This window comes from Flavobacterium crassostreae (assembly GCF_001831475.1).
GTDB classification, from domain to species: Bacteria; Bacteroidota; Bacteroidia; order Flavobacteriales; family Flavobacteriaceae; genus Flavobacterium; species Flavobacterium crassostreae.
The window spans coordinates 1895438-1920808 of record NZ_CP017688.1 but is presented as its reverse complement, the minus strand read 5'-3'; the positions used below and the strand labels follow the sequence as shown (position 1 = coordinate 1920808).

Here is a 25371-nt window from a genome sequence, read left to right as displayed (position 1 = left end):
ATTGTTACCAAAAAAAGGGTTAAACTTTAATTAAAAAGTCAAACCCTTATTTTTTATGTGTCCTTTTTAACAGGAGCACGTTTCTATTTTTTATCTGGATCTGTGGTGTTATTTGGATCCCATGAAATTGGATAAAAATTATTTTATCATTTCAATTTTTTGTGCTTCTTCTTTGTTTATACTATCAAAAAAACCTTGCTCATTCATCCAATCATCGCTAAATACTTTACTCATGTATCTAGATCCGTGATCTGGAAATATTGCCACTACTCTACTGTTGGCGTCAAACTCGCCTTCTTCGGCATATTGCTTGATTGCTTGCAAAACGGCTCCTGAGGTGTATCCTACAAATAAACCCTCTTTTCGGGTTATTTCTCGGGCAGAATGGGCGCTTTCTTCGTCAGTAACTTTCATGAATTTATCTATCATGTCAAAGTCTGTAGCAGCGGGTATTAAATTTTTACCTAAGCCTTCTATTCTGTAAGGATAAATTTCGTCGGTATCAAACTCTCTTGTTTCGTGGTATTTTTTTAATACCGAACCAAAAGCATCTACTCCTAGAATTTTAATATTCGGGTTTTGTTCTTTTAAATACTTTGCTGTTCCAGAAATGGTTCCTCCGGTACCGCTACAGGCTACTAGATGGGTGATTTTGCCGTTGGTTTGTTTCCAAATCTCAGGCCCTGTGGAGTTATAATGTGCATCAATATTTAATTGGTTGAAATATTGATTGATATATACGGATCCTTTGGTTTCTTCATGCAATCTTTTGGCTACATTGTAGTAAGATCGCTCATCATCTGCAGATACATGGGCAGGACAGACGTATACTTTGGCCCCTAGGCTGCGCAACATGTCTATTTTATCTTTGGATGATTTTGAGCTTACCGCTAAAATACAGTTGTATCCTTTTATAATACTTACCATTGCTAGACTAAATCCGGTGTTGCCTGATGTAGTTTCTATAATGGTATCTCCTGGAGATAAAATCCCTTTTTTCTCTGCTTCTTCAATAATATATAGCGCTATTCGGTCTTTGGAGGAATGCCCTGGGTTAAAAGCTTCTACTTTGGCGTAAAAATTACCTTCTAACTTTTGGGTGACTTTGTTTAGCTTAATAAGAGGGGTGTTCCCTATTAACTCTAAAACATTATTGTAAGCATTTATTTCTTCTTTCATAAAAAAATAGTTAAACAGGGCTTATTTTATTAGACCCTGAAACAGTGCAAATTTAACAAAAAAATTTTAATTACTTTTTAATTTTCTCTAAATCTAATAAAAAACTAAATTCCTTTGCTAGCTCTTTGAGGGACTCAAACCTACCTGAAGCCCCGCCATGACCCGCATCCATATTGGTATCTAGGTACAAAACGGTGGTGTCTTTTTTTAGGGTTCGCATCTTGGCAACCCACTTTGCAGGCTCCCAATACTGTACTTGAGAGTCGTGTAGCCCTGTAGAAACATAAATATTGGGGTATTTTTGTTCTTTTAAATTATCATAGGGCGAGTACGATTTCATGTATTTGTAGTACTTTTTGAGGTTTGGATTGCCCCATTCATCATATTCTCCTGTCGTTAATGGGATCGAATCATCGAGCATGGTAGTGACTACATCTACAAAAGGAACTTGGGCTATAACCCCATTATATAATTTTGGGGCTTTATTGATGATAACTCCCATCAGTAAGCCGCCTGCAGAACCTCCCTCGGCATACAAATGCTTTGCAGAGGTGTATTTTTGGTCTATCAGATGCTTAGAACAAGCAACAAAATCTGTAAAGGTATTTTTCTTTTTGGCTAATTTGCCTGCTTCGTACCATGGTCTACCTAGATCTTCTCCTCCTCTAATATGCGCAATAGCATACACAAAACCTCTATCTAACAAAGAGAGTCTTGTGGAAGAAAAATAAGGATCCATAGAATGGCCGTAGGATCCATAAGCATAGAGCAATAAGGGGTTTTTTCCGTCTTTTTTTAGGTCTTTTCGGTACACCATCGAAATGGGTATTTGGGTTCCATCTTTGGCCGTTGCCCAGATTCTTTCTTCGATATAATTATTTTTATCAAAAGAACCTCCCAGAACTTCTTGCTCTTTTTTAACTTCTTTTTGCTTGGTTTTCATATTAAAATCAATCACAGACGATGGTGTTGCCATAGATTGGTATCCGTAACGAAGAATATCGGTATCAAAATCTACATTTGAGGTAGTATATACGGTGTAGGTTTGGCTATCAAATGGCAAGAAATATTCTGGATCGCCATTCCAGGGCAGAATCCGGAGGTGGTTCAAGCCATTGCTACGCTCAGAAACTACCAGAAAATCTCTAAAAATATCAATGTCTTCTAGCAAAACATCTTCGCGATGTGGGATTACTTCTTGCCAATTTTTTTTGGCTGTGGCATTTTCGGGCGTTTTCATCAACTTAAAATTGGTAGCCTTATCTTTGTTGGTTACTATATAAAAATAGCCCTCGTAATACGAAATACTGTATTCTAGACCACGAACTCTTTTTTGAAATACTTGGAATTTTCCGTTGGGATCCTCAGCAGATAAAATCCTAAACTCTGTGGTTAACGTGCTCGAAGAACTTATGAGTAGGTATTTTTGTGATTTTTCTTTGCCAACTGCCACATCAAAGGTTTCGTCTTGCTCAAAGTAAACCAACGTATCTGTTGCGGTATCGGTGCCCAATTGGTGTTGCAATACTTTATCTGATCTTAGGGTTTTGGGATCTTGATTGGTATAAAATAGGGTTTTGTTATCATTGGCCCAGGTAGAATTTCCGGTGGTATTTTCAATTTTATCTTCTAAAACTGCTCCTGTAGCAAGGTTTTTTACGTGTAAGGTATACACGCGTCTTCCAACGGTATCTACGGCATAGGCTGCCATTTGGTTGTCTATACTGATACTCAAGCCGCTTAATTGAAAGTATTTGTGTCCTTTGGCGAGTTGATTGCAGTCAAAAAGGATTTCTTCTTTTGCCGAAAGGCTGCCTTTTTTTCGGGAATAAATAGGATAATCACCGCCTTTTTCAAAACGGGTTATGTAGTAATAGCCGTTGTATAGATACGGAACAGATTGGTCGTCTTCTTTGATACGGGCTTTCATTTCTTCAAACAAATCTTTTTGAAGATCTTGGGTATGCGCCGTCATGGCCTGATAATACTCGTTTTCTTGGTTTAGATATTCTATAACTTCGGGGTTTTCTCGATCTTTTAACCAAAAATAATTATCGATCCTAATGTCTTCGAATTTTTCTAAGGGAGTAGGAATTTGCTTTGCTATTGGAGCAGGTATATTTTTTGTCATTTTTTGAAAGTCTTGTTTTTTACAAAAATAACACAAAGCCACTTTAGAATAGTACGTCTTTTGAGGTTATTTTGCATTGGTTATTGCACCAAAAATAGTAATTTCGTGCTTGATTAACTTTAAAAAACAACTAAAATGGATTTAATGGGAATGATGGGTAAGTTGAAGGAAACCCAAAATAAAATTGAAGAAACTAAAAAACGTCTGGATTCGGTTCTGGTTGAGGAGCAAAGTTCGGATGGTTTGTTGCAAGTAACCCTTACTGCAAACAGAAAAATAAAAACACTAACCATTGATGATGCCTTATTAGAAGACAAGGAGCAATTAGAAGATTATATGGTTTTAGTACTCAATAAAGCCATTGAAAAAGCTTCTAAGATTAACGAAGCGGAGTTAGACGCTGTGGCAAAAATGGACATGCCAATGATTCCGGGGATGGACAATTTGTTTAAATAATTAAAAAAAACGGGGTGGGAGTATATTACACCCCGTTTTTTGGTTTTAAGAAACCACTATAACGCCAGTTTACTCAAGGTTTCGAGCACATAGGTATGCATTACTTCTCTATAATCTAGATGGGTTACCATCCGTAGTTTGCCTTGCCCCATGGCACTTATAGAAATGTTTTTTTGTTTTAATTTTTCTATAACCTCTGCTTCTTTATAGTTGCTTTTTAGTGTAAATATCACAATATTTGTTTCTACAGGCGCTATGGTAGCTACCCAGCTTGTTTTTCTCAAAATACCTGCCAATTCTTTGGCTCTTCTGTGGTCTTCAGACAAACGGATAACGTTGTGATCTAGGGCATACAATCCTGCTGCTGCCAAATAGCCTACTTGACGCATGCCTCCACCCAACATTTTGCGGATGCGTAAGGCACGAGTAATGGTCGCCTTGTCTGCCAATAAAACGGAGCCTATGGGTGCTCCTAATCCTTTGGACAAACAAACAGAAATGGTATCAAACAACCTCCCAAAAGACTTTGGGTCTTGTTTTTTGGCAATTAATGCATTCCAGATTCGGGCGCCATCTAAATGAAATTTTAAGTTATGAGCATCACAAACGGTTTTGATTTTTTGCAATTCGTCTAGTTCATAACAAGCGCCACCGCCTTTGTTGGTGGTGTTTTCGACACAGACCAAACTTGTTAGAGGACTGTGATAAAACTCTGGATCATTGATTGCTCCAGCTACTTGTTCTGCTGTTATCCTGCCTTGATCTCCATCTAACAAAGAAAAAGAAACCCCGCTATTGAAAGAAGCCCCACCTGCTTCATAAAGGTAAATATGGGCGTATTTATCCGCTATAATTTGTTCTCCAGGTTGGGTATGTAGCTTAATGGCGGTTTGATTGGCCATGGTTCCTGACGGAAAAAATAGTCCTGCTTCCATACCAAAAACATCTGCAATAGTATCTTCTAACTCTATAACTGTAGGATCTTGTTTGTATACATCATCTCCAACCTCAGCATTAAACATATACTGCAACATCTCATAAGTGGGCTTAGTAATTGTATCGCTAACTAAATTTATTTCCATCTATTGGTTTTATATTTATTTAAAAAAACAAGTGGTTGCTTGTCTCTTCTCAAAATTCCTTATTTTTGTCCAACAAAATTACACAATTTATGACAACTACCGAACAAATAAAAGGTATTGTAGAGCGCCTTGGTGCGTTGAGGAGGTATCTTTGACGTGGATGCTAAACTTATCGAAATTGCCAACGAAGAAGAAAAAACATTTGCTCCTGATTTCTGGAATAACGCCAAAGAAGCAGAGCATATTGTAAAGAATCTTCGGAACAAAAAAAAATGGATTGAAGATTATGATACAGCCGTTGCAATGACCGAAGAATTGCAGCTTGCCTATGAGTTTTATCGAGAAGGAGAATTAAGTCCCGAAGAGCTAGACCAACAATATGCACAGATAGAAAAACACTTAGACGCCATTGAGTTCAAGAACATGCTCTCTGACGAAGGCGATACCCTGAGTGCTGTAGTGCAAATTACCGCTGGAGCAGGTGGTACAGAAAGTTGTGATTGGGCATCTATGCTCATGCGCATGTACATGATGTGGGGCGAAAAATATGGCTATAAAATAAAAGAACTAAATTTTCAGAAAGGAGATGCAGCGGGTATAAAAACCGTAACACTTGAATTTGAAGGAGAGTATTCTTTTGGGTATCTTAAAGGAGAAAATGGCGTGCATCGATTGGTGCGTATTTCTCCGTTTGATAGCAATGCCAAACGCCATACTTCGTTTGCCTCTGTATATGTTTATCCGCTGGTGGATGATAGTATTGAAATTGACATTAACCCCGCTGATATTGAAATAACTACCTCGAGATCCAGTGGCGCGGGAGGGCAAAATGTAAACAAAGTAGAGACTAAGGTACAGTTGTTCCACAAACCAACCGGAATCCAAATTCAATGTTCCGAAACACGTTCCCAGCAAGACAACCGACAACGTGCCATGCAAATGTTGCGTTCCCAACTGTACGAAATTGAGCTAAAAAAACAACTGGCCCAACGCGCGGATATTGAAGCTGGAAAAATGAAAATTGAATGGGGTTCTCAGATCCGAAATTACGTTATGCAACCCTACAAACTGGTGAAAGACGTTCGTACGGGTTACGAAAGCAGTAATGTAGATGGCGTTATGAACGGCGATATTGACGCCTTTCTAAAAGCCTATTTAATGATGATGGGGCAACAAAACGAAGACTCATAATAACCCTTTTAGACCAAGCCTTCTCTTTAAATTGGAGTTGGCTTGGTTTTTTTTTGTTTAAAAAAAGCAAAAAAGACCATCCCTTGTTATTGTAGTTTTTTGATTACTTTTACTAAAAAAGAACTTCTTTAAACTCAAAATACGATTTAGATGCAAAAACAAGCCATTTTGATTGGGCTTTTTGTCACTGCCTTTGCCCTAGGACAAAAACCAATTTTTACTACCGCAAAAATAAAAGCTGCCACCGTTTATGCCAATGCAGCAGAACTCACCCAAAACACCTTAGTTGCTCTTCCGGCCGGAAACAGCGAAATTGTAATTAACAACATAGCTAATTATCTTAACGAAAATACCGTGCAAATAGGAGCTCCTAGCACTGTGACTATTTTATCGGTACAATTTACTACCAATTATATTTCAGAATTTGAAACAGACCAAAGCAGTCCAGCCATAAAAAAAGTCAAAGACAGCATTACTTTGGTACAAAGAGAATTAAAGAGAATACAAATTCTAAGCAATTCTAACACCCAAACAATTGCTTTATTAGACGCAAACAAAACCATTTCCGCCGCCAATACTAGTTGGAACGTTATGGAATTGACCAAACTAGTTGCCTATTATTCCACCAAAAGAAGCGAACTCGAAAACACCATTGTAGACCTAGCCGAAAAACAAACACTTTGGAACAAAAAACTCTCGGCTCTAAACAACAAATTGCAATTCCATACCAAAGATCCCGAAAAATACGCTTCCGGAAAATTAATTTTGCAAGTCCGAAACGAAACTGCCGGAAACATCCCCCTGGCCATTAGCTACATAACCAACACTGCAAGCTGGAACCCTTTTTATGACCTACGCACAGAAAACATCCAAACTCCCATTAACATGATGTACAAGGCTGCCGTTATGCAAAACTCGGGCATAGACTGGAAAAACATACAACTCACCCTCTCTAGCGGCAACCCTAATCAAAACAACCAAGCTCCAGATTTACAACCTTGGTTTTTGCACTTTCAGAATACCTATGCTGCCACAAAAACCCCTCCAAGAAGCTATGCCGCAATGGAATCTTTGGATAACAGGCTGCAAGAGGATGGCATAATGGCAAATGGATTAAAAAAAGAAAAAAAAGCATTGGCCTACTCGGTACAAAGTCTACATGCTACCGATGTGCAAAACCAGCTTAATGTATCGTTTGATATTGCAATTCCGTATACTATTTTATCCAACGGAAAAATCCATAGTGTAGCCCTAAAAGAGATAAAACTGCCCGCAACCTATACCTACTTTGCTGCTCCAAAAGCAGACAAAGAAGCCTTTTTATTGGCCGAAATCAGCGATTATTCTAAATATAATTTACTGCCAGGCGAAGCCAACATTATTTTTGAAGGAATGCATGTAGGTAAAACACAAATTAATCCAAGCCAAACTGCAGATACCTTAAAATTAAGCATGGGTAGAGACAAAAAAATAACGCTTAACCGCGAAAAAATAGCAGACAAATCTGGCACCAAATTTCTCTCTAGTTATAAAGAACAACTCTTTACCTATGATATCACGGTCAGAAATAACAAAAAAGAAGCGGTTGTACTAGAACTAAAAGACCAATATCCATTGCCAACCGATAAAGAAATTAGTGTTGTATTAGTAGAAACCAGCAAGGCAAACGTAAATCAAGAAACAGGCCTATTGACTTGGCACCTAAAACTAGACAGCAATACAACCCAAAAAATCCGAATTAGCTATAAAGTTAGGTATCCAAAAGACACCATTATTACCAATTTATAAATATAAAGACCTCTTTTTTTTAAGAAAACCACCCAATAACTTCAAAATTATTGGGTGGTTTTTTTTAGATTATACCACTTTTTATCCTAAAATAAATACCTTTTCTTTCTATAATCCCTTATAAAGAGCTTACTTTAGATTCAAATGAAAAAAATAGTTGCAAGCTACGATCAAAATCATTTTATTTGATAAATATTAACCACAATTTAATAAAAACGTAATGAAATCTTACTCCGTACAAGAAATTAATGAAATCCTTAATGGAGTTATTATTGGTGCCACATCCCACCACATAACCGCACCAGAACAACTTGAAGCTGCTCAAGAAACAGAAATATCATTTATTGGAAATAAAAAATACGAAAAACTATGGTTTACATCCAAAGCTGCAGTAGCAGTAGTAAACCAAGATATTAGCATTGCCCCTGGAGACAACAGAGCCTTTATTAAAGTCCAGAATGCCGACTTAGCCATGTCACAAATACTAACCCTATTTGCACCACCACCACCCCTATTCAATAGTGACATCCACCCTACTGCAGTGATTGATATCACTGCAACCATAGCTAATGGCACAAAGATAGGCGCAGGATGCTACATTGGTCCAGAGGTAAAAATAGGCGAAAATTGTATTATTTATCCCAATGTAACCATACTAGACCAATCTACCATAGGAGACCATAGTGTTATTTGGTCCGGAACCGTAATAAGAGAACGATCCCATATTGGCAATAACTGCATTATACACCCCAATGCTACCATTGGAGCAGATGGATTTGGATTTAGACCCTGCCCCGAAAAAGGCTTGGTTAAAATACCACAAATAGGCAATGTAATTATAGGCAATTGGGTCGAAATTGGTGCTAATTCTTGCATCGATAGAGGCAAGTTTAGCTCCACGATAGTAGGAGATGGCTGCAAGATTGACAACTTAGTACAAATCGGACACAACAGCAAGCTAGGTCGTTTTTGTATCATGGCCGGAAACAGTGGATTAGCAGGATCCGTAACCTTAGGAGATGGTGTTATAATTGGCGGAAGTGCTTCTATAAAAGACCACACCACCATTGGTAGTGGAGCAGTTGTCGGTGCTGGATCCGGAGTTACCGGAGATATACCCGCCGGAAAAACCATGTTAGGATACCCCGCCGTTGAAGCTCGTGACGCATTAAAACAATGGGCAATCCTAAAGAGATTAGTTACTGAATCCAAAAAATAAACCCCTCCCATAATAAAAATCTCCATCCAAGAACACACTTCTGTTTGGAGACTCTTTAAAGCTGTTTTTTGAGAGATTCAGCCACAAAACAATCCCAAAATATGGTAGGATTTTGTATTTTAGCACCAACTATATAACACTATTACAACATGGATTTAAACTTCAATAAAAACGAAGACCACAATAAACTTTTAGTATCCAAATTAAAACTACAGCTTTCTAAGGTTAGTTTAGGCGGTGGAGAAAAAAGAATAGCCAAACTTCATGCCGAAGGAAAAATGACCGCCAGAGAACGGATAGATTATTTGCTAGATCCCAAGGCAAAATCCATAGAAATAGGTGCCTTTGTAGCAGAAGGAATGTACAAAGAACATGGTGGTTGTCCCTCTGGTGGTGTTATAGTCAAAATAGGATACATCCAAGGAAAACAATGCGTTGTAGTGGCAAATGACGCCACCGTAAAAGCAGGAGCATGGTTCCCTATCACCGCCAAAAAAAATCTAAGAGCCCAAGAAATAGCCATGGAAAACCGCCTACCCATTATTTACTTAGTAGATAGTGCAGGGGTTTATCTACCCTTGCAAGACGAGATTTTTCCGGACAAAGAACATTTTGGACGCATCTTTAGAAACAATGCTCAAATGAGCAGCATGGGAATAACCCAAATTTCAGCCATAATGGGTAGTTGCGTTGCCGGAGGTGCCTACCTTCCTATTATGAGTGACGAAGCCATAATTGTAGACAAAACAGCAAGCATTTTCTTGGCAGGAAGTTATCTAGTCAAAGCCGCAATTGGAGAAACCATAGACAACGAAACCCTAGGTGGAGCCACCACCCATTGCGAAATATCTGGAGTAACCGATTATAAAGCCAAAGACGACCAAGACGCATTAGACAAAATAAAAAACATTGTGGCTAAAATTGGAGACTATGACAAAGCCGGTTTTAACCAAATAAAACCCCAAAAACCCGCCTTAGACCCAACAGAACTGTATGGCATCTTGCCCAAAGCCCGCAACGAACAATACGACATGATGGACATCATCCTGCGTCTGGTTGATAACTCCGAATTTGAACCCTACAAAGAAGGTTACGGACAAACCATCCTCACCGGATATGCACGCATAGAAGGCTGGGCAGTAGGAATTGTAGCCAACCAACGAAAAGTAGTCAAAACCAAAAAAGGCGAGATGCAATTTGGCGGCGTAATCTATTCGGACAGCGCAGACAAAGCCACCCGTTTTATAGCCAATTGCAACCAAAAAAAAATACCCTTAGTATTCCTACAAGATGTAACCGGATTTATGGTAGGCTCCAAGTCAGAACAAGGCGGTATTATCAAAGACGGCGCCAAGATGGTAAATGCCGTAAGCAATTCTGTAGTGCCTAAATTTACCGTAATAATAGGCAACTCATATGGTGCCGGAAACTACGCCATGTGTGGCAAGGCATACGATCCAAGACTAATTTTTGCTTGGCCAAGCGCAGAACTTGCCGTAATGGGAGGCACACAAGCCGCAAAAGTACTCGCACAGATAGAAGCCGCCTCACTCAAAAAAAGCGGTGAAGAAGTAGACCAAGCCAAAGAAGACGCCCTATTTGCCAAAATCAAAGCCCGGTATGACGAACAAGTGTCACCCTACTATGCCGCCTCCCGTTTATGGACCGACGCCATCATAGATCCCCTAGACACCCGCAACTGGATCTCCATGGGTATCGAAGCCGCAAACCACTCCCCGATCACCAAACCCTTTAACCTAGGAGTCATTCAGGTATAACATACTTAAACACTTTTAAAGATTCAGGAGCAGGCAGACTAGACTACCAAAACAAGTCCCCTCCCGCTATGCGCTATATCTTTTTAAGGCAGTTGTTTTTGTTATTCACAAAACAACTGCCTTAAAAAGGATGCCGCTTCTATCGGGGCTAAACAATTGAGAAGTATTTTTCCGAACTAGGTTTAAAACTCTTCTAGCCCAAACAAAAAAGAAAATTACCACAACTAAATTGTTCTATATTTTTTAATCATCTCCAGAACAAAGTAACCCTACTTATATGACTAAAAATAAAGATCGCAATTTTAATAATTTATTTTTTTAACTTAAAAAATAAATTATATTTGTATGGTATTAAACTTACTATTTTAAATTTAAAAACCAGAAAAATGATTCAAAATTCAATCAAAACTATTGCCTTAATTTTTGCTGCTTCCATGTTATTAACTTCTTGTTATTCTTACACAAGTGTAGTTGGAAATGGAGCCCAAGGAAACCAACAAGTTACCAAATGGAACCATTATGTGGTTGGTGGTTTAGCTCCAGTTGGAGTTTCTGATTCTAAAGAAATGGCTGGTGGAGCAAAAGACTACACCGTACACACGCGACAAACATTTGTAAATGGATTAATCTCTGGATTAACATTTGGTATCTACACACCTACAATTACAACTGTAACTAAATAAATCATACTTTTGAGGCGGAAAAAATTTCCGCCTCAAATTTTTATTATATGAAAAAAAGTATATTTTACATATCATTTCTGTTGTTTATTTACTCGTTATTTCGTTTTCTAAAAATAATCATTTATGATTATGAACAGCTTACTGAATATGGATTTGGATACCTTGTTGCTCAAACCACGTTTGTCATAGTTTTTGGAATTACAGCATTTATTTTAAGGCCTAAAAAAACTACCAAAGCATAAATAATGTTCTCATTGTTATTTATCAAAAATCTATATTTTTTAAATAGTGTCCTACTCTATAGAGCATTACTAATTATTTCAAAAAAAGTTATTTCAAGTTTAGTTGGTGTATTTCTCATAATTCCAATTTAAACATTTTTATTTGAGCCAATTTAAACCTAACCATTGGAGCTACAACAAAAATTTAAAAAGAGTACTCTAATGAATAATTTGGATGAAAAAAACACTACCACTCTTATTGCTTCTTTACTTCTTTGTGCAATGCAACACCGTTAGCAAACAAAACACCCACTACCAAACCCTAATACCCGCACCAAAATTACAAGCAGATGTTGCCTTTGCCTACAAACAACTTCAAAAACTACATCCCAACTTATACCTCTACAGCAGCAAATGGACCTTAGACCATCAATTTGACAGCCTCAAAAACACCATTACTACCCCAATGACACCGCTAGCTTTTTTTAAAAAAATAAGCCCCGTGGTTGCTGCAGTAAAACAAGGCCATTTGTTTGTTCAAGCCCCTCGAATAAAATACACCAAAAAACAAACCAAAGCACTCCTGCAAAAAGGCATCGGGCCTTTATCCCAATTTGATTTTGAGTATCTAGACCATAAACTATACCTTCTCAAAAACAACTCACAAGATAGCACCATCTTAGTAGGATCCGAAGTAATTAGCATTAACCGAACCAAACCCAACGAGTTAATAGACCAATATTCTAACTATTATGCCTCAGATGGGTTTAATACCACTTTTAAAACACGAGGTAATGGCGCACGGTTTACTACTTTTTTTACCATCGAAAACGGCATCCAAGATAGTTTAACCTATGTTCTAAAATACCGAGATAGCCTTAAAACCAGCACCATCAAACGATTTAAAAAAGAAACCAAGACCACCCAAAACAAAAAAACAAACACCCCAAAAAAACAAACTAACCATGCCCAAAAAGCAAAAAAAGTAAGACAGAAAAAACGAATCCAAGGCTATGATCCCGCCACAGCTCAATACATGCGCAACATCCGCTTTCTCGAAAAAGACAGCAGCATAGCGGTACTCAAAATTAGAGGTTTTAAAAACAAAGCATACCGTCGTTTTTACAAAGAAACTTTTGAAAAAATAAAACAATACCAAACTAAAAATTTGATTTTAGATTTAAGAGATAATGGTGGCGGACGTTTGAGCGAAATTTCGGATTTATATGCCTATTTATCCGATACAACTTTTGTTTTTTTAGAACCCTCAGAAGTAGTCTCTAGATCCCAATTTTTTAACGGATCGTATTACAACGGAGGATCTTTTGTTCTAAAAATATTAAAAACCATTTTATCTCCTGCCTACTACAGCTATTTGCTATGTACGATACACAAAAAAGACAACGGAAAAAGTTATTTTGCCACCGAAACAAAAAAAAGACAAGCCAATACTAATGCCTTCAGAGGCAAAGTGTATGTGCTGATTAATGGTTTAAGTTTTTCGGCATCTAGCATTCTTTCGTCTAATTTAAAAGGATCCAAAAGAGCCTTTTTTGTGGGTCAAGAAACCGGAGGTGCCTACAATGGTACCGTAGCTGGCGTTATGCCTACTTTTAAATTGCCATATTCTAAATTAAAAATAAGAACAGGACTAATGCACGTTGTCCCTTTTTACAAAACATCCGTGGTAGGACATGGTATCTATCCGGATCACGAAATACTACCTACGCTACAAGATCGAATCCAGCATATAGATCCAGAACTAAACTGGATCCTAAAAGATATTAAAAAAGCCCATTAGTTGTTTGATGCTGCCCTTGGAGATAGGGGCTTTTGGTTGACAAACACAATTTGCCCTAACAACCGCTACCTAAAGACTCTCTATGGTTTGTTTTCTTTTTAACTTACCGTTTTCGGTTTCTAAAAATTTAGCCACAAATAGAATTTCTTTTGGGATTTCGTATTTATCCAAAACGTCAAAAATAGCGGTATTTATTTTTTGTTTTTTGCCTTCTATCACTAAAACTAGTTTTTCTCCTAAGATAGGATCTGCTATTCCAGCAACAAAAAATTTAGAATGCAGTACAGCCGCCAATTTTGCTTCTATTTGTTCTGGGATTAACTTGATTCCTCCGCTGTTTACTAGGTTATCCGCACGTCCCAAAAAAACAAATTGTTTGTCATCAAGGAGCGTTACTACATCTTGAGTACTAATGGGTTGGTCTGAAATTTTTGGCGCAGTAATCACCAAGCAATTGGATTCGTTTTGTGAAATTTGCACCCCAGGCAAAACACGGAGTGCTTTTTCTCCTATTTTTTTGGCAGCTATGTGCGTGATGGTTTCTGTCATACCATAGGTTTCATAAACAGAAGTATTTTTTAAGTTTACTAATTTTTTTTCCAGATCGGAGCTTACTTTAGTACCTCCAATGATTAACTTTTTAACTTTATCTAAACCTTCTAATGAATTTTGTACCTGCAAGGGTACCATGGCCACAAAGTCATAATGCTTTTTATTGTGAGCCAACGGAGTTGCATTGGGCACAACTAGATCCATTTCTAAACCCAATACAAAACTTCTAACCAACATCATTTTTCCGGCAATATAGGTGGCAGGCAAGCAACATAATGCTTTGTCTCCGGGATGTAATTCAAAAAAAGCAGCAGTGGCTAAAGCCGAATTTACCATTTTTTGTTTCTCCATACGGATCCTTTTTGGAGCTCCTGTTGTGCCGGATGTTTGCAATTCAATATAGTGCTTGTTATCAAACCAGTCTAAAATAAAATCTCCCATTGCCTTTTCTGTGGCATCGCCTTCTTTGATCAAAGAGTATGCAACTCTGCGTAATTCGTTTTTGTCCAGTTGTAGTCCATTTAGTTTAAAACTAGTATGTACTTCGTGGTAGGTGGTTTGATTTGTCATAGCGGTTCGTTTTTAAAAGCATTAAAATTTTGGTGGTGCAATTTTGGCGGTCAATTTTTGTTTCCAATTGGTCCATTGGTACTTGCAACTAAAGATATACAAAAGTATGGGGTAAACCACCACTACGGGCAATATAACATCGAGCCCCGATTGGGGAGCAGCAACTTCTTTAAGAATAGAGTGCGTTTGAAATGCAGACCAATCAGAGGTAATGAGCAATGCACCAATGCAATTATTTGCGGCATGAAATCCAAGCGCAAGCTCCAAGCCTTCATCCATCAAGGTAAGAATCCCTAAGAATAGCCCTGTACCGATGTAATATACAAAAATAATGTTACCCAACTTTGCAACTTCAGGATTAAAAAGATGCAATCCTCCAAAAATCACAGAAGTCATCAGCAACGGAAACCATTTATTACCAGACAAATTAGCAAACCCTTGCATTAAATAGCCTCTAAAAACATATTCTTCGGTACTGGTTTGAAAAGGAATCAAAACCACCGCAATTACCACCAAAATAGCAAAAGGAACTGGTTTAAAATTCCATTGGTAGCTCTGTGGATCGAGTTGGTAATAAACGATGGTAGCTACAATAGTAAAAAGAGACCACAACCCAAAGGCAAAAAAAATTCTGCCCCAATCTACTTTTGAACGAGAGGTCGTTACTGACAAAAAACGTTGCTGGTGCAGTTTAGTAACCACGAAATAAAACCCTAGCATCGCAAAAACAAAAGACAAAAGCACCAAAAACAACGATATATTGGGTTCAAAATGATGCAAAACAGATTCAGAATCCAATGAAACGCTGGCAACACTGGTAGCGGTATCCATTTTGAGCGCCACTAACAACGGAACTTGACCAAGTACCGAAGCCAGAATAACCACCACTGAACCAACAATATATTTCCAAAATCTGTTTGTTGCTCGCACTCCTTGTTCTATAAACATTACTTTCTTTTTTTAAAATTTTTAAGCCATTAATAGCCCTTGATGGCGTATTTTTGTGACTTTAAAAATACCTTTTTTATTTTGAATAAAACCCCTTTAAAAAATTAATAATGATCCAAATCTATCACAATCCTCGTTGCGGAAAATCCAGAAATGCTTTAGCTTTTTTAGAACAAAGCAAACAAAACTACGAAATTATCCAATACCTCAATAACCCACCCACAGAAGCCCAATTGGTTGCTTTATTAAAAATGCTATCCTTAAAACCAATAGAATTGGTGCGCCAAAAAGAAAAAATATGGATTGAAAACTTTAAAAACAAAACCCTAACGGACACAGAAGTTATAAAAGCACTCGTAACGTATCCAATCCTGATAGAACGCCCAATAGTTATTAAAAACGGCAAGGCAATTATAGCTAGAGATTTGGATAAATTGCCTTGTTTTATATAAGTAGGATTTTATATATTAACTTATTTTTATGATTTAGCCAATAAACCAATGTCGATTTTTGGTGTCTAAAAACATTAACCCAAACCAATCCTAATGCCGTATTCCTTAAAACACCAACTTTCACTTGCTTTATTTTTTGTGTTTCTATTTGGTTTTGCCCAACAAAAACCTGCCCAAAAGGATATTACCATAACCGGAAATGTGCTCGAAAAAACAAGCAAACAACCTCTAGAATATGCAACGGTTACCTTTACAAATTCTAAAACCCAAAAAATAACCGCAGGCGGAATTACCAACTCTAAAGGCGAATTTAGTATTGTAATTGCCCCCGGATTGTACACGCTCCAAATAGAGTTTATCTCTTTTAAACCCGTGCTAATAAAGCAATTTTTTAAAGAAAATACCGCCCTCGGAACCCTTGCTTTGATAGAGGATGTTTCGCAATTAAAGGAAGTAGTTATTCGTGCCGAAAAATCTACCGTAGAAATAAAACTGGATAAAAAAGTGTACCATGTAGGCAAAGACATGCTAGTGAAAGGCGGAACCGTTAGTGATGTTCTTGAAAACGTTCCATCGGTATCCGTAGATGTAGAAGGAAATGTGAGCTTGAGAGGCAGTGATAATGTACGTATATTTATTGACGGCCGTCCATCCAATGCCCTAAACATGGCCGAAGCCTTGCGACAAATACCCGCAGATGCAATTGACAAAGTAGAAGTAATCACCAACCCATCTGCCCGCTATGATGCCGAAGGTGGTGCCGGTATTTTGAATATTATTTTAAAAAAAGGAAAAACAGACGGCTTTAATGGCACCCTAATTGGCTCGCTAGGACTACCCGAAACCTATGGTTTAAACGCCAATTTAAATTACAAAACACAAAAAATAAATTACTTTACCTCCACTGGCTATAGTTATAGAACCAGTCAAGGAGCAGGAACCACCAACTCCCAATACCTTAATCCGGACAATGGGAGCATCCTGAAATACATCAACGAAAACAGAGACACCAAAAGAAACCGAAAAGGAATTAACACCAAAACTGGTGCCGAATGGACCCTCAACCCTACCACTTTTTGGACCAATAGCTGGAGTTATAGACAAAACAACGGCACCAACCAAGACCAAGTAACCTATAATAACCTAGACCAAAACAACCATTTTGTTTATACCAATTACCGTCTCAATGACGGAAAAAACACTGGAAACGATTGGGAGTTTGCTTCCAATTTTATAAAAAACTTTTCAAAAAGTGGGCATAAACTAACCACAGATGCCTCCTACTCCAAAGAAAAAGACCTCGATAACGCTACAATAAACGGAATTAACAACCATTTTGTAGACCAATCCACCTACAGCACTACCAACAATACCGAAACACAAAACCAATTTTTGCTTCAAGCAGATTATGTTTTACCCATCAAAGAAGGAAGTCAGTTTGAGGCTGGCTACAAAGGAAATTTCAATACCTTAAATAAAAAATATGCCGTTTTGTCCACCGAAAATACCTTCAATACAACCAACCCTTTATCCAATACCCTAGAATATAACGAAAAAATAAATGCCCTTTATACCCAATATGGATTCAAAACCAACAAAGTATCCTACCTATTTGGCCTACGTTGGGAAGACACCAACATTGCCGTAAACCTACTAGATACCCAAGAATTTAACACCAAAAAATACCAACTTTTTTTCCCAAGTGCCTTTGTCAACTACCAAATCACAGACCAAAGCAACCTATCGATAAGCTACAGCAAACGATTGTCTAGACCCCGAGGACGCTACCTAGACCCCACCGCCAACCTATCTAGCAACATCAACATATTTAGAGGTAACCCCGATTTAGATCCCTCTCTTACCGACAAATTGGATCTCGGATACCTCCAACGATGGAACAAACTAAGCTGGAACACCTCCGTGTATTTTGAAAACACCACAGATGTATTTTCTTTCGTGCGTTACGAAAGCGGTCAATTTGTAGGCAGCACCCCAGTGGTTTTAATCACCCCTATTAACCTGGGCAAAGAACAAAAAACAGGATTTGAGTTTACCCTAAACTACTCGCCCTTCAAAAAATGGAAAATAAACAGCAGTCTTAACCTCTACAACACCACAACCACAGGAAACTTTAGCTATACCAACTCCAACAACCAACTAATTATTCAAAGCCTAAACAACCAAGCCTTTAGTTGGTTTACACGCAGTAGTTCCCGCCTGAGCTTACCTTACAAAATAGAATGGCAAGCCAGCATAATGTACTTTGGTCCTAGCAAAACCGCACAAGGCAAAAGTTTAGAACAATACGTAGTCCATACCGCCTTTAGCAAAGACCTACTAAAAGAAAAAGCCACCATAGCCTTCAATGTGAGTGATGTCTTTAACTCCCGAAAAATGAAAAACAGAACAAACCTTGCAAATCTCAATTCTTATAGTGAATTTCAATGGCGAAAAAGACAATGGAACCTATCCTTCACCTACAGAATCAATAACAAAAAAACCGACAGAGATAAAACAAACCCCAAAAACAACGAAGAAGAAGGCAGCGGATTTTAAAAAAAACCAATCCGCCAACAAAATAGCACTACTCCCAATTGCCAGATAATCCTTATTATCTAGTATTTTTTTGGATACAAAGCATAAAAAAAGGACTCTTATACAGAGTCCTTTTTTATCCAACAATACTACTTAAAGTGCTTGTTGTTCTTGCTTCTTCTTAGCTTTTTTTTCTTTATATGCCTCCCAAGTTGCGCCACCTACCCAATAAGATACGAAACTAACTAAAAAAAACATTAACCAAAATCCTAAAGTAAGAATGGTTAAAAAAAGTAAAAAGCCTAAATACTGTGAAAATTCAAACATGTTTTCCGGAATTTTTGAATGTAGCCACAAATGTAAGTTTAATATCTAATTATAACAATAAAACTTATAAAAACTATCCATCAATTTTTATAAAAAAGTATTTATCCGTATTTTTGAGCAAAAGTTTTAGGAGCTATTTCCAGCTATCCGCTATATCCACGCCCAAAAGCGTGGGATGCCGCTACTATCTGGGCTAGGCCACCAAACAAAATCCAAAACAGCCACCAAGCACAAACACAACATAAAACAATAACACAAATAAACACAAAAATGGAATTCAGGATAGAAAAAGACACCATGGGTGCAGTACAAGTCCCTGCAGACAAATATTGGGGAGCACAAACCGAACGTTCTCGAAACAATTTTAAAATTGGTGCCTCTGCCTCCATGCCCAAAGAAATCATAGAAGGCTTTGCATACCTAAAAAAAGCCGCCGCTTATGCCAACTGCGATTTAGGCGTACTTCCAACAGAAAAACGCGATGCCATAGCCACGGTATGTGACGAAATTCTGGCCGGAAAGCTAGACGATCAATTTCCGTTAGTAATCTGGCAAACCGGTTCTGGCACCCAAAGCAACATGAATGTAAATGAAGTTGTAGCCAACCGTGCACAAGTATTAAAAGGATTTGCCATTGGCGAAGGAGAACAATTCATCAAAGCAAATGATGATGTAAACAAATCCCAATCCTCCAATGACACCTTTCCAACCGGAATGCACATTGCCGCCTACAAAGCAGTAGTAGAGACCACTATTCCGGGAGTAGAAAAATTAAGAGATACCCTACACGCAAAAGCAACCCAATTTAAAAACGTAGTAAAAATAGGCCGTACCCACCTTATGGATGCCACGCCACTTACCTTAGGGCAAGAATTATCTGGATACGTTGCTCAATTAAACTACGGTATTAAAGCCCTAAAAAACACCCTACCACACCTATCCGAAGTAGCCCTAGGAGGTACCGCAGTTGGAACCGGACTCAACACCCCTGCTGGATACGATGTAAAAGTTGCCCAATACATTGCCCAATTTACAGGACACCCATTTATCACCGCCGAAAACAAGTTTGAAGCATTGGCAGCACACGATGCAATTGTAGAATCGCATGGAGCATTAAAACAACTTGCTGTTTCTTTAAATAAAATTGCAAATGACATCCGTATGCTAGCCTCTGGGCCTCGCTCCGGTATTGGAGAGTTAATCATACCCGAGAACGAGCCAGGATCCTCCATCATGCCCGGAAAAGTAAATCCAACCCAATGCGAAGCCATTACGATGGTTTGTGCACAAGTAATGGGTAATGATGTTGCCATCACCGTAGGCGGTATGCAAGGCCATTATGAACTAAATGTATTCAAACCAGTTATGGCAGCCAACTTTTTACAATCTGCACGTTTATTAGGAGATGCTTGCCTATCTTTTGATGCACACTGTGCTCAAGGTATTGAACCCAACCACAAACGCATTAAAGAATTAGTAGACAACTCCTTGATGCTCGTAACGGCTCTAAATACCAAAATAGGCTATTATAAAGCTGCCGAAATTGCACAAACAGCACACAAAAACGGCACCACCCTCAAAGAAGAATCCGTACGTCTAGGATACGTGACTCCAGAGGATTTTGATGCATGGGTAAAACCAGAAGATATGGTAGGAACCCTGAAGTAATTTTATTTTTATACCTAAATCCATAAAGCCCTGTAAAACAAAATTTACAGGGCTTTATTCTTCAAACCAAAAAAAAAAAAAACGTACTTACTAATTTTAAATCTTTGCCTTTAGAGTATTGTACTCTGAGGTCAAATCTAGGGCTCTATATAATTTAAGCAATAGATCTGTAATTTTATCGTTATCTGGCGCCAAAGCATTTCCAGCTTTTAGATAAAACAAGGCTTCTTTAATAAAGCCTTCCGTTTTTAGTTTTAGCGCATCGTAGATTTGCATCTCTTTTGCGGAAGTTCCTAGAGTGTTCATCTGGTCTTCCAAAAGCTTTTTTTTATCTAAATTTAAATATGCCAAATCCAAATAAGGTTCTATAAAATTGGGATTAAAAGCAATCATTTTTTTGTAAATAACTTCTGCCGCAACCAAATCTCCTTTTTCTGTATACAGATATGCTAGGTTTCGACATATTTCGGTTCTCTTGGACTCTATTTTGGCGTTTCGTGGTTTTTCATACTCTCCTGCATTTACACTTGCATCTCGGTACATTGCAGAAGCAAACTCCTCCTCTATTTTGGTTTTTTTATTTACGGCATAATAAGCCACGCCTTTTCCGGTATAGTTTATATTTTCTAACTCTTTGTAATTTCGTAATGCTGCCTCATAATCCTTGGCCATCATAAAATACGAAGTAGAATAATAGAGATTATCCGCATCCTTTTTATCCATGGCATACAAAGCATACATTTTGGTTGCTCCATCCCTATATTTAGCGTTTTTAATATCGGTAGTAGCCCGATTCTCTAAGTCTTTTTTAATTGCATCAATAGCCTCTCTGGCCTTAACGATGTATATTAAATTTCCGGTGAGTAGTTCTTCTTTGATTAATTGTTGGTAACTCGTAACTGCGGCGGATAGATTGGTGGTAACGGCAATATTTTTATCTGCAAAGGCTCTAAAAATTTCGGCCTTTAGACTATAAAACTCGGATTTATCCGCGTCTTCTGCATTAATAATTAAATATTCACTTTTGGTTAAAATATCTAAAGCTACTTTTAAATTATCGCTTTTAAATTCGTTTTGGGCATTTTTAATTTGTTCTTTTTGAGATACTGCTTTGATTGAAATAAAGAACAATACAAGTATTAAAATTTTATTTTTCATCCATCCTGCATTTAAATAGTGGTATTTTTTAATGGTAATTTTTTATTAAGATAACATTTATGTAATCATTAATAAACGGCAAAATAGTGTATTATTTCCTTTTTTAAAAATTTTATCCTGAATAAATTGTAATAAAAACAGCTATTTCACTCGATAACACTAAGAAATTAACTACAAAAAAATAAATCGCCTCTATTATACTCTATTTTACTAGTATTATCTCAAAACCTAATGACTGCTTGGTTTATCCACTAAAAGCACTCCAATGCGGATCCCAAATACTAGCATAGGTACTGCTTAATGTAGTGCTACTCTAAAAAAATATCCTAAAAGATTTTTTGAAGTATAAAATAATAAGAATTATACTATATTTTTATTATAATCAATGGATTACCAACAAAGTAATCGCGACCTAACTAGGCCAAAATTACCTGTATTCGCATAAAAAAATCGTTACAACAACTTGTTGTAACGATTTTTTTATGGCTTGAGTGTGTTTTATTAAATCTCTTTGAGCTGTAGACTATTTACTGTTTCACTACTCTTCTTCTTTTTTGAGTACTTTTCGGGCTACTTCAATTTTAAATTTTTTGCCTTTCATTTTTTGATCCTTAATAGCTTGTAATAGCTCTTTTACTTTTCCAAATCTGACAGCGGCAAAAGAAACAAAGTCTTTTACTTCAATCAAGCCTAAATCTCCTTTTTCTAACTTTCCTTTTTGTGAAAAAAAGCCAACTATATCAATTTTGTTTAGTTTGTTTTTTTTGCCTCCGCTGATATAAATGGTCTGAAATTGTGGCGGTTTAGGCAAATTACTTTCGTTTGGAAGTTGCAGAATGGGCAGGCTGTAATCGATATAATCGAGTTGTTTTTCGCTGTCGTGGGTAATAATATAAGCGGTTCCAGAGGCGGTCATCCGTGCTGTACGGCCATTTCGGTGTGTAAATTCGTCTGGTTTGGATGGCAAATGGTAATGAATTACGTGATTCATCTCTGGTATATCTAGTCCGCGTGCGGCAAGATCTGTGGTGATCAAATAGCTAACGCTTCCATTTCTAAACTGTATTAGGGCACGCTCGCGTTCGTCTTGATCCATGCCTCCATGGTAGTAGGTGGCATATATTCCTTTTTGGTTCAAGGTATCGCTTATGCGCTCTGCGGCATCTCTGTGGTTGCAAAAAACAATGGCTGACTCGGACTTTAGGGAGCATATCAATTGAAACAAACTTCCTATTTTGTCTTTTTCTTTAGAGACAACTAATTTGATTTGAAGGTTGCTTTCTGTGGTGTGTTCTGGTATAAAGTCCAGAATGGTTGGGTTCACTACTCTGGTGTATTTGGGTATTTCAATATCTGAGGTTGCAGATACTAGTATGCGTTTGTTTACTTTGTTTAGTTTACTGATAATAAAAGACATTTGTTCATGGAAACCCAATTGCAAGGATTTGTCAAACTCGTCCAAAACTAGGGTTTGTATTTTGTCGTGACGGAAGGTTTCTCGGTCTAAATGGTCTGCAATACGTCCTGGAGTACCTATTAGTATTGCTGGCGGATTGCTTAAGTTTTTGATTTCGGTGTCTAGGGAGTGGCCTCCGTAACAAACGTTTACTTTATAGGTGGTGCCCATTTTTTTCCAGACTTGTTCTATTTGTAATGCTAATTCTCGGGAGGGAACTAATAATAAACATTGTACGGATAGAATTTCGGGTTGTAATAATTCCAAAATAGGCAGCAAAAATGCTAGTGTTTTTCCGGAACCGGTTGGAGATAGCAACAAAATGTTGTTGTCATTCAAAATAGCATCTTGGGCTACTTCTTGCATTGGATTTAGGTGTTGGATGCCTAAATTGGATAGTATGTGGTTTGCAGGATCTTTGGTGTTCATGGTTATAATTTGTGTAAAGGTAGGTAAATTTGAAGGAACACTTATTTTGAATTAGTGGTCTTTGGCTGGGGCTCTTCTTCAAAAAGGAGCTGGATGTTTTGGTACGAATTTTTTAAGATTTCGGGCACTTGCTCGGGATGGAACCAAGCTACCTTTTCGATACCTTCGTCAAGTTGTCCTTGTGGTATACCTTCAAAATCGGAGTGCATTTCAAACCAATGGGTTATTTTTAGTTTGTAGACGCCGTTGCGTTTAAAGATATGGTAGGTTTTTTGGAGTTTTTTTACAATACGGAGTTGGTTTACCCCGGTTTCTTCTTCCACTTCGCGCATGGCAGTGTCTCGAATGTCTTCGCCTTTTTCTGTGCCTCCTTTAGGTAAATCCCATTTTCCATTTCTAAAAATAAATAAAATTTGGCCTTTTTTGTTAAATACCAGCCCACCTCCTGCTTTATTTACGGGTATTTTGGATTTTAACGTTTTCATAATTTCCTTATCATCAGGATGGTATAAATACGCTTTTTGAATTTTATTTTGAAACATTTTTATGATAAGTTGCTTTATATCAATGCTTTCTAATAAAAATAGTTGAAAATCTGTTTCTTTTGAAATTTTATTTGTCAAAAAAAGTGGTTTGTCGTTAACAAAAACTTTATACATTTGTAGTATGATTTTTAATAAAGATACTGCCGAAAAAACAGCCGAATTGCTTTTGCAAATAAATGCAATTAAATTGAATCCAGGAAATCCTTTTACATGGGCTTCGGGATGGAAATCACCTATTTATTGTGATAACAGGCTAATACTCTCGTTTCCAGCCATAAGAAATTATGTCAAAGATGCGTTTTGTAAACATATTGAACAACAATTTGGAAAACCAGATGTTATTGCTGGAGTTGCTACCGGTGCCATAGGTATTGGGATGCTGGTTGCCGAGAGTATGGGACTGCCATTTGTGTACGTGCGTCCGGAGGCAAAAAAGCATGGCCGCCAGAATCAGGTGGAAGGTTTTTTGCAAAAAGGACAAAATGTAGTAGTGATTGAAGACCTTATTAGTACCGGAAGCAGTAGCTTGAATGCCGTGGAGGCTTTGCGCGCAGCTGGGGCTAATATTAAAGGTATGGCTGCTATATTTACGTATGGTTTTGAGGTAGCCGAGGACAACTTTAAGCAAGCCAAGATAGATTTATATACGTTGAGTAATTATCAAAATTTGCTTAATTTGGCTGTTGCCAAAAATTATGTAACCGAAAAAGAAGAACAAACTTTAAGAGAATGGAGCGTTACGCCATCTACTTGGAATACGGATTTAAAATAATTAGAACATGAATTTAGAGAGCCCAATGGTTACCGTTCAAAAGCCCGAATTAGAATTATTTGATTTATTGACCGATGTAACTAGCTATGAAAAGCTAATGCCGGACAATATTGCTAAATTTGAAGTAATTGGTGCAGATGCTTTTATTTTTGGTTTAAAAGGAATGCCAGAAATTAAATTAAAGATGAAAGAGAAGGTAGCTCCTAACAAAGTAGTTCTGGGTGCTGCAAGCGACAAATTGCCATTTACGTTGGTGGCAACTATTGCTAGCATTACTGCAGACTCTAGTAGTGTAAAACTGGACTTTGAAGGAGATTTTAACCCTATGATGGCCATGATGATAAAAGGCCCAATTAGCAAATTTATTGAAACCTTAGCAAACAACATGACTAAGTTGTAAATAGCGGTATTACCATACTATCAAACCCTT

General features: G+C 37.6%; 21 protein-coding genes. 12 read left to right on the top strand and 9 right to left on the bottom strand.

Features of this window, described 5'->3' with window-relative positions; translation table 11 throughout:
• Positions 1-138: 138 nt before the first annotated feature.
• Both capA and LB076_RS08540 read right to left on the bottom strand, forming a co-directional pair.
• A complete protein-coding gene (gene capA / locus LB076_RS08545) occupies positions 139-1179 on the bottom strand; it encodes a cysteate synthase (RefSeq protein ID WP_066331419.1) in 1041 nt (346 codons plus the stop codon).
• 70 nt (positions 1180-1249) lie between these two features.
• Entirely contained in the window at positions 1250-3310 is a 2061-nt protein-coding gene (locus LB076_RS08540) for a S9 family peptidase (protein ID WP_066331426.1), read from the bottom strand.
• Between the two features lie 135 nt (positions 3311-3445).
• On the opposite strand from LB076_RS08540, the gene LB076_RS08535 reads away from it, so the two are divergent.
• Positions 3446-3766 carry a YbaB/EbfC family nucleoid-associated protein gene (locus LB076_RS08535; protein WP_066331427.1) on the top strand — a complete coding sequence of 107 codons (321 nt, stop codon included), beginning with the start codon at positions 3446-3448 and terminating at the stop codon, positions 3764-3766.
• 56 nt (positions 3767-3822) lie between these two features.
• On the opposite strand, the gene LB076_RS08530 is transcribed toward LB076_RS08535, so the two are convergent.
• Positions 3823-4848 (bottom strand): threonine aldolase family protein, encoded by a 1026-nt coding sequence (locus tag LB076_RS08530; RefSeq protein ID WP_066331428.1) that lies wholly within the window; start codon positions 4846-4848, stop codon positions 3823-3825.
• 89 nt (positions 4849-4937) lie between these two features.
• On the opposite strand from LB076_RS08530, the gene prfB reads away from it, so the two are divergent.
• From prfB to LB076_RS08495, 6 genes are all read left to right on the top strand, one after another.
• A protein-coding gene (gene prfB / locus LB076_RS08525; protein ID WP_141672798.1) for a peptide chain release factor 2 occupies positions 4938-6039 on the top strand; the annotation gives its coding sequence in 2 pieces (ribosomal slippage) (positions 4938-5000 and positions 5002-6039; 1101 coding nt in all).
• Between the two features lie 150 nt (positions 6040-6189).
• Positions 6190-7827, top strand: a complete 1638-nt coding sequence (locus LB076_RS08520; protein ID WP_066331429.1) for a DUF4139 domain-containing protein — start codon at positions 6190-6192, stop codon at positions 7825-7827.
• 220 nt (positions 7828-8047) lie between these two features.
• Positions 8048-9046, top strand: a complete 999-nt coding sequence (gene lpxD, locus LB076_RS08515; RefSeq protein WP_066331430.1) for a UDP-3-O-(3-hydroxymyristoyl)glucosamine N-acyltransferase — start codon at positions 8048-8050, stop codon at positions 9044-9046.
• A 149-nt stretch (positions 9047-9195) separates the two neighbouring features.
• Positions 9196-10824, top strand: a complete 1629-nt coding sequence (locus LB076_RS08510) for an acyl-CoA carboxylase subunit beta (RefSeq protein WP_066331431.1) — start codon at positions 9196-9198, stop codon at positions 10822-10824.
• Positions 10825-11210: 386 nt separating this feature from the next.
• Positions 11211-11507: a Bor family protein gene (locus tag LB076_RS08505; protein WP_066331795.1), complete on the top strand. Its 297-nt coding sequence runs from the start codon at positions 11211-11213 to the stop codon at positions 11505-11507.
• A gap of 456 nt (positions 11508-11963) precedes the next feature.
• A complete protein-coding gene (locus LB076_RS08495; RefSeq protein WP_066331440.1) occupies positions 11964-13529 on the top strand; it encodes a S41 family peptidase in 1566 nt (521 codons plus the stop codon).
• A gap of 69 nt (positions 13530-13598) precedes the next feature.
• Here the strand turns inward: LB076_RS08495 and LB076_RS08490 are convergent, their stop codons facing one another.
• Positions 13599-14651, bottom strand: coding sequence for an AMP-binding protein (locus LB076_RS08490; protein WP_066331442.1), 1053 nt, complete (start codon positions 14649-14651; stop codon positions 13599-13601).
• 21 nt (positions 14652-14672) lie between these two features.
• Positions 14673-15599 (bottom strand): CPBP family intramembrane glutamic endopeptidase, encoded by a 927-nt coding sequence (locus LB076_RS08485; RefSeq protein ID WP_066331445.1) that lies wholly within the window; start codon positions 15597-15599, stop codon positions 14673-14675.
• 110 nt (positions 15600-15709) lie between these two features.
• Between LB076_RS08485 and arsC the strand changes: the two genes are divergently transcribed.
• Both arsC and LB076_RS08475 read left to right on the top strand, forming a co-directional pair.
• Positions 15710-16051: an arsenate reductase (glutaredoxin) gene (arsC, locus tag LB076_RS08480; protein ID WP_066331447.1), complete on the top strand. Its 342-nt coding sequence runs from the start codon at positions 15710-15712 to the stop codon at positions 16049-16051.
• Positions 16052-16144: 93 nt separating this feature from the next.
• A complete protein-coding gene (locus tag LB076_RS08475) occupies positions 16145-18607 on the top strand; it encodes a TonB-dependent receptor (RefSeq protein ID WP_066331451.1) in 2463 nt (820 codons plus the stop codon).
• A 132-nt stretch (positions 18608-18739) separates the two neighbouring features.
• Here the strand turns inward: LB076_RS08475 and LB076_RS13780 are convergent, their stop codons facing one another.
• Positions 18740-18913, bottom strand: coding sequence for a hypothetical protein (locus tag LB076_RS13780; protein ID WP_099092432.1), 174 nt, complete (start codon positions 18911-18913; stop codon positions 18740-18742).
• 270 nt (positions 18914-19183) lie between these two features.
• Here LB076_RS13780 and fumC point away from each other — a divergent pair, with 270 nt between their 5' ends.
• Positions 19184-20581, top strand: coding sequence for a class II fumarate hydratase (fumC, locus tag LB076_RS08470; protein WP_066331458.1), 1398 nt, complete (start codon positions 19184-19186; stop codon positions 20579-20581).
• A gap of 96 nt (positions 20582-20677) precedes the next feature.
• On the opposite strand, the gene LB076_RS08465 is transcribed toward fumC, so the two are convergent.
• From LB076_RS08465 to LB076_RS08455, 3 genes are all read right to left on the bottom strand, one after another.
• A complete protein-coding gene (locus LB076_RS08465; protein WP_066331461.1) occupies positions 20678-21739 on the bottom strand; it encodes a tetratricopeptide repeat protein in 1062 nt (353 codons plus the stop codon).
• A gap of 538 nt (positions 21740-22277) precedes the next feature.
• On the bottom strand, positions 22278-23624 hold the full coding sequence (locus LB076_RS08460) for a DEAD/DEAH box helicase (RefSeq protein ID WP_066331464.1): 1347 nt from the start codon (positions 23622-23624) through the stop codon (positions 22278-22280).
• 41 nt (positions 23625-23665) lie between these two features.
• The gene (locus LB076_RS08455) at positions 23666-24283 is read right to left on the bottom strand and encodes an NUDIX hydrolase (RefSeq protein WP_066331467.1); all 618 of its coding nucleotides are present in this window, start codon (positions 24281-24283) and stop codon (positions 23666-23668) included.
• A gap of 7 nt (positions 24284-24290) precedes the next feature.
• Here LB076_RS08455 and pyrE point away from each other — a divergent pair, with 7 nt between their 5' ends.
• Both pyrE and LB076_RS08445 read left to right on the top strand, forming a co-directional pair.
• A complete protein-coding gene (gene pyrE, locus LB076_RS08450; RefSeq protein WP_066331470.1) occupies positions 24291-24941 on the top strand; it encodes an orotate phosphoribosyltransferase in 651 nt (216 codons plus the stop codon).
• Positions 24942-24948: 7 nt separating this feature from the next.
• Positions 24949-25341, top strand: coding sequence for an orotate phosphoribosyltransferase (locus LB076_RS08445; protein ID WP_066331473.1), 393 nt, complete (start codon positions 24949-24951; stop codon positions 25339-25341).
• Positions 25342-25371: the final 30 nt, after the last annotated feature.

What these genes read in the sequence shown, in the direction of transcription:
- lpxD (WP_066331430.1), top strand. Translation starts at nt 8,048, where the DNA reads ATGAAATCTTACTCCGTACAAGAAATTAATGAAATCCTTAATGGAGTT.
- LB076_RS08530 (WP_066331428.1), bottom strand. Translation starts at nt 4,848, where the DNA reads ATGGAAATAAATTTAGTTAGCGATACAATTACTAAGCCCACTTATGAG.
- LB076_RS13780 (WP_099092432.1), bottom strand. Translation starts at nt 18,913, where the DNA reads ATGTTTGAATTTTCACAGTATTTAGGCTTTTTACTTTTTTTAACCATT.
- LB076_RS08495 (WP_066331440.1), top strand. Translation starts at nt 11,964, where the DNA reads ATGAAAAAAACACTACCACTCTTATTGCTTCTTTACTTCTTTGTGCAA.
- LB076_RS08465 (WP_066331461.1), bottom strand. Translation starts at nt 21,739, where the DNA reads ATGAAAAATAAAATTTTAATACTTGTATTGTTCTTTATTTCAATCAAA.
- capA (WP_066331419.1), bottom strand. Translation starts at nt 1,179, where the DNA reads ATGAAAGAAGAAATAAATGCTTACAATAATGTTTTAGAGTTAATAGGG.
- LB076_RS08445 (WP_066331473.1), top strand. Translation starts at nt 24,949, where the DNA reads ATGAATTTAGAGAGCCCAATGGTTACCGTTCAAAAGCCCGAATTAGAA.
- LB076_RS08510 (WP_066331431.1), top strand. Translation starts at nt 9,196, where the DNA reads ATGGATTTAAACTTCAATAAAAACGAAGACCACAATAAACTTTTAGTA.
- LB076_RS08490 (WP_066331442.1), bottom strand. Translation starts at nt 14,651, where the DNA reads ATGACAAATCAAACCACCTACCACGAAGTACATACTAGTTTTAAACTA.
- LB076_RS08505 (WP_066331795.1), top strand. Translation starts at nt 11,211, where the DNA reads ATGATTCAAAATTCAATCAAAACTATTGCCTTAATTTTTGCTGCTTCC.
- LB076_RS08520 (WP_066331429.1), top strand. Translation starts at nt 6,190, where the DNA reads ATGCAAAAACAAGCCATTTTGATTGGGCTTTTTGTCACTGCCTTTGCC.
- fumC (WP_066331458.1), top strand. Translation starts at nt 19,184, where the DNA reads ATGGAATTCAGGATAGAAAAAGACACCATGGGTGCAGTACAAGTCCCT.
- LB076_RS08540 (WP_066331426.1), bottom strand. Translation starts at nt 3,310, where the DNA reads ATGACAAAAAATATACCTGCTCCAATAGCAAAGCAAATTCCTACTCCC.
- LB076_RS08475 (WP_066331451.1), top strand. Translation starts at nt 16,145, where the DNA reads ATGCCGTATTCCTTAAAACACCAACTTTCACTTGCTTTATTTTTTGTG.
- LB076_RS08485 (WP_066331445.1), bottom strand. Translation starts at nt 15,599, where the DNA reads ATGTTTATAGAACAAGGAGTGCGAGCAACAAACAGATTTTGGAAATAT.
- pyrE (WP_066331470.1), top strand. Translation starts at nt 24,291, where the DNA reads ATGATTTTTAATAAAGATACTGCCGAAAAAACAGCCGAATTGCTTTTG.
- LB076_RS08455 (WP_066331467.1), bottom strand. Translation starts at nt 24,283, where the DNA reads ATGTATAAAGTTTTTGTTAACGACAAACCACTTTTTTTGACAAATAAA.
- LB076_RS08460 (WP_066331464.1), bottom strand. Translation starts at nt 23,624, where the DNA reads ATGAACACCAAAGATCCTGCAAACCACATACTATCCAATTTAGGCATC.
- arsC (WP_066331447.1), top strand. Translation starts at nt 15,710, where the DNA reads ATGATCCAAATCTATCACAATCCTCGTTGCGGAAAATCCAGAAATGCT.
- LB076_RS08535 (WP_066331427.1), top strand. Translation starts at nt 3,446, where the DNA reads ATGGATTTAATGGGAATGATGGGTAAGTTGAAGGAAACCCAAAATAAA.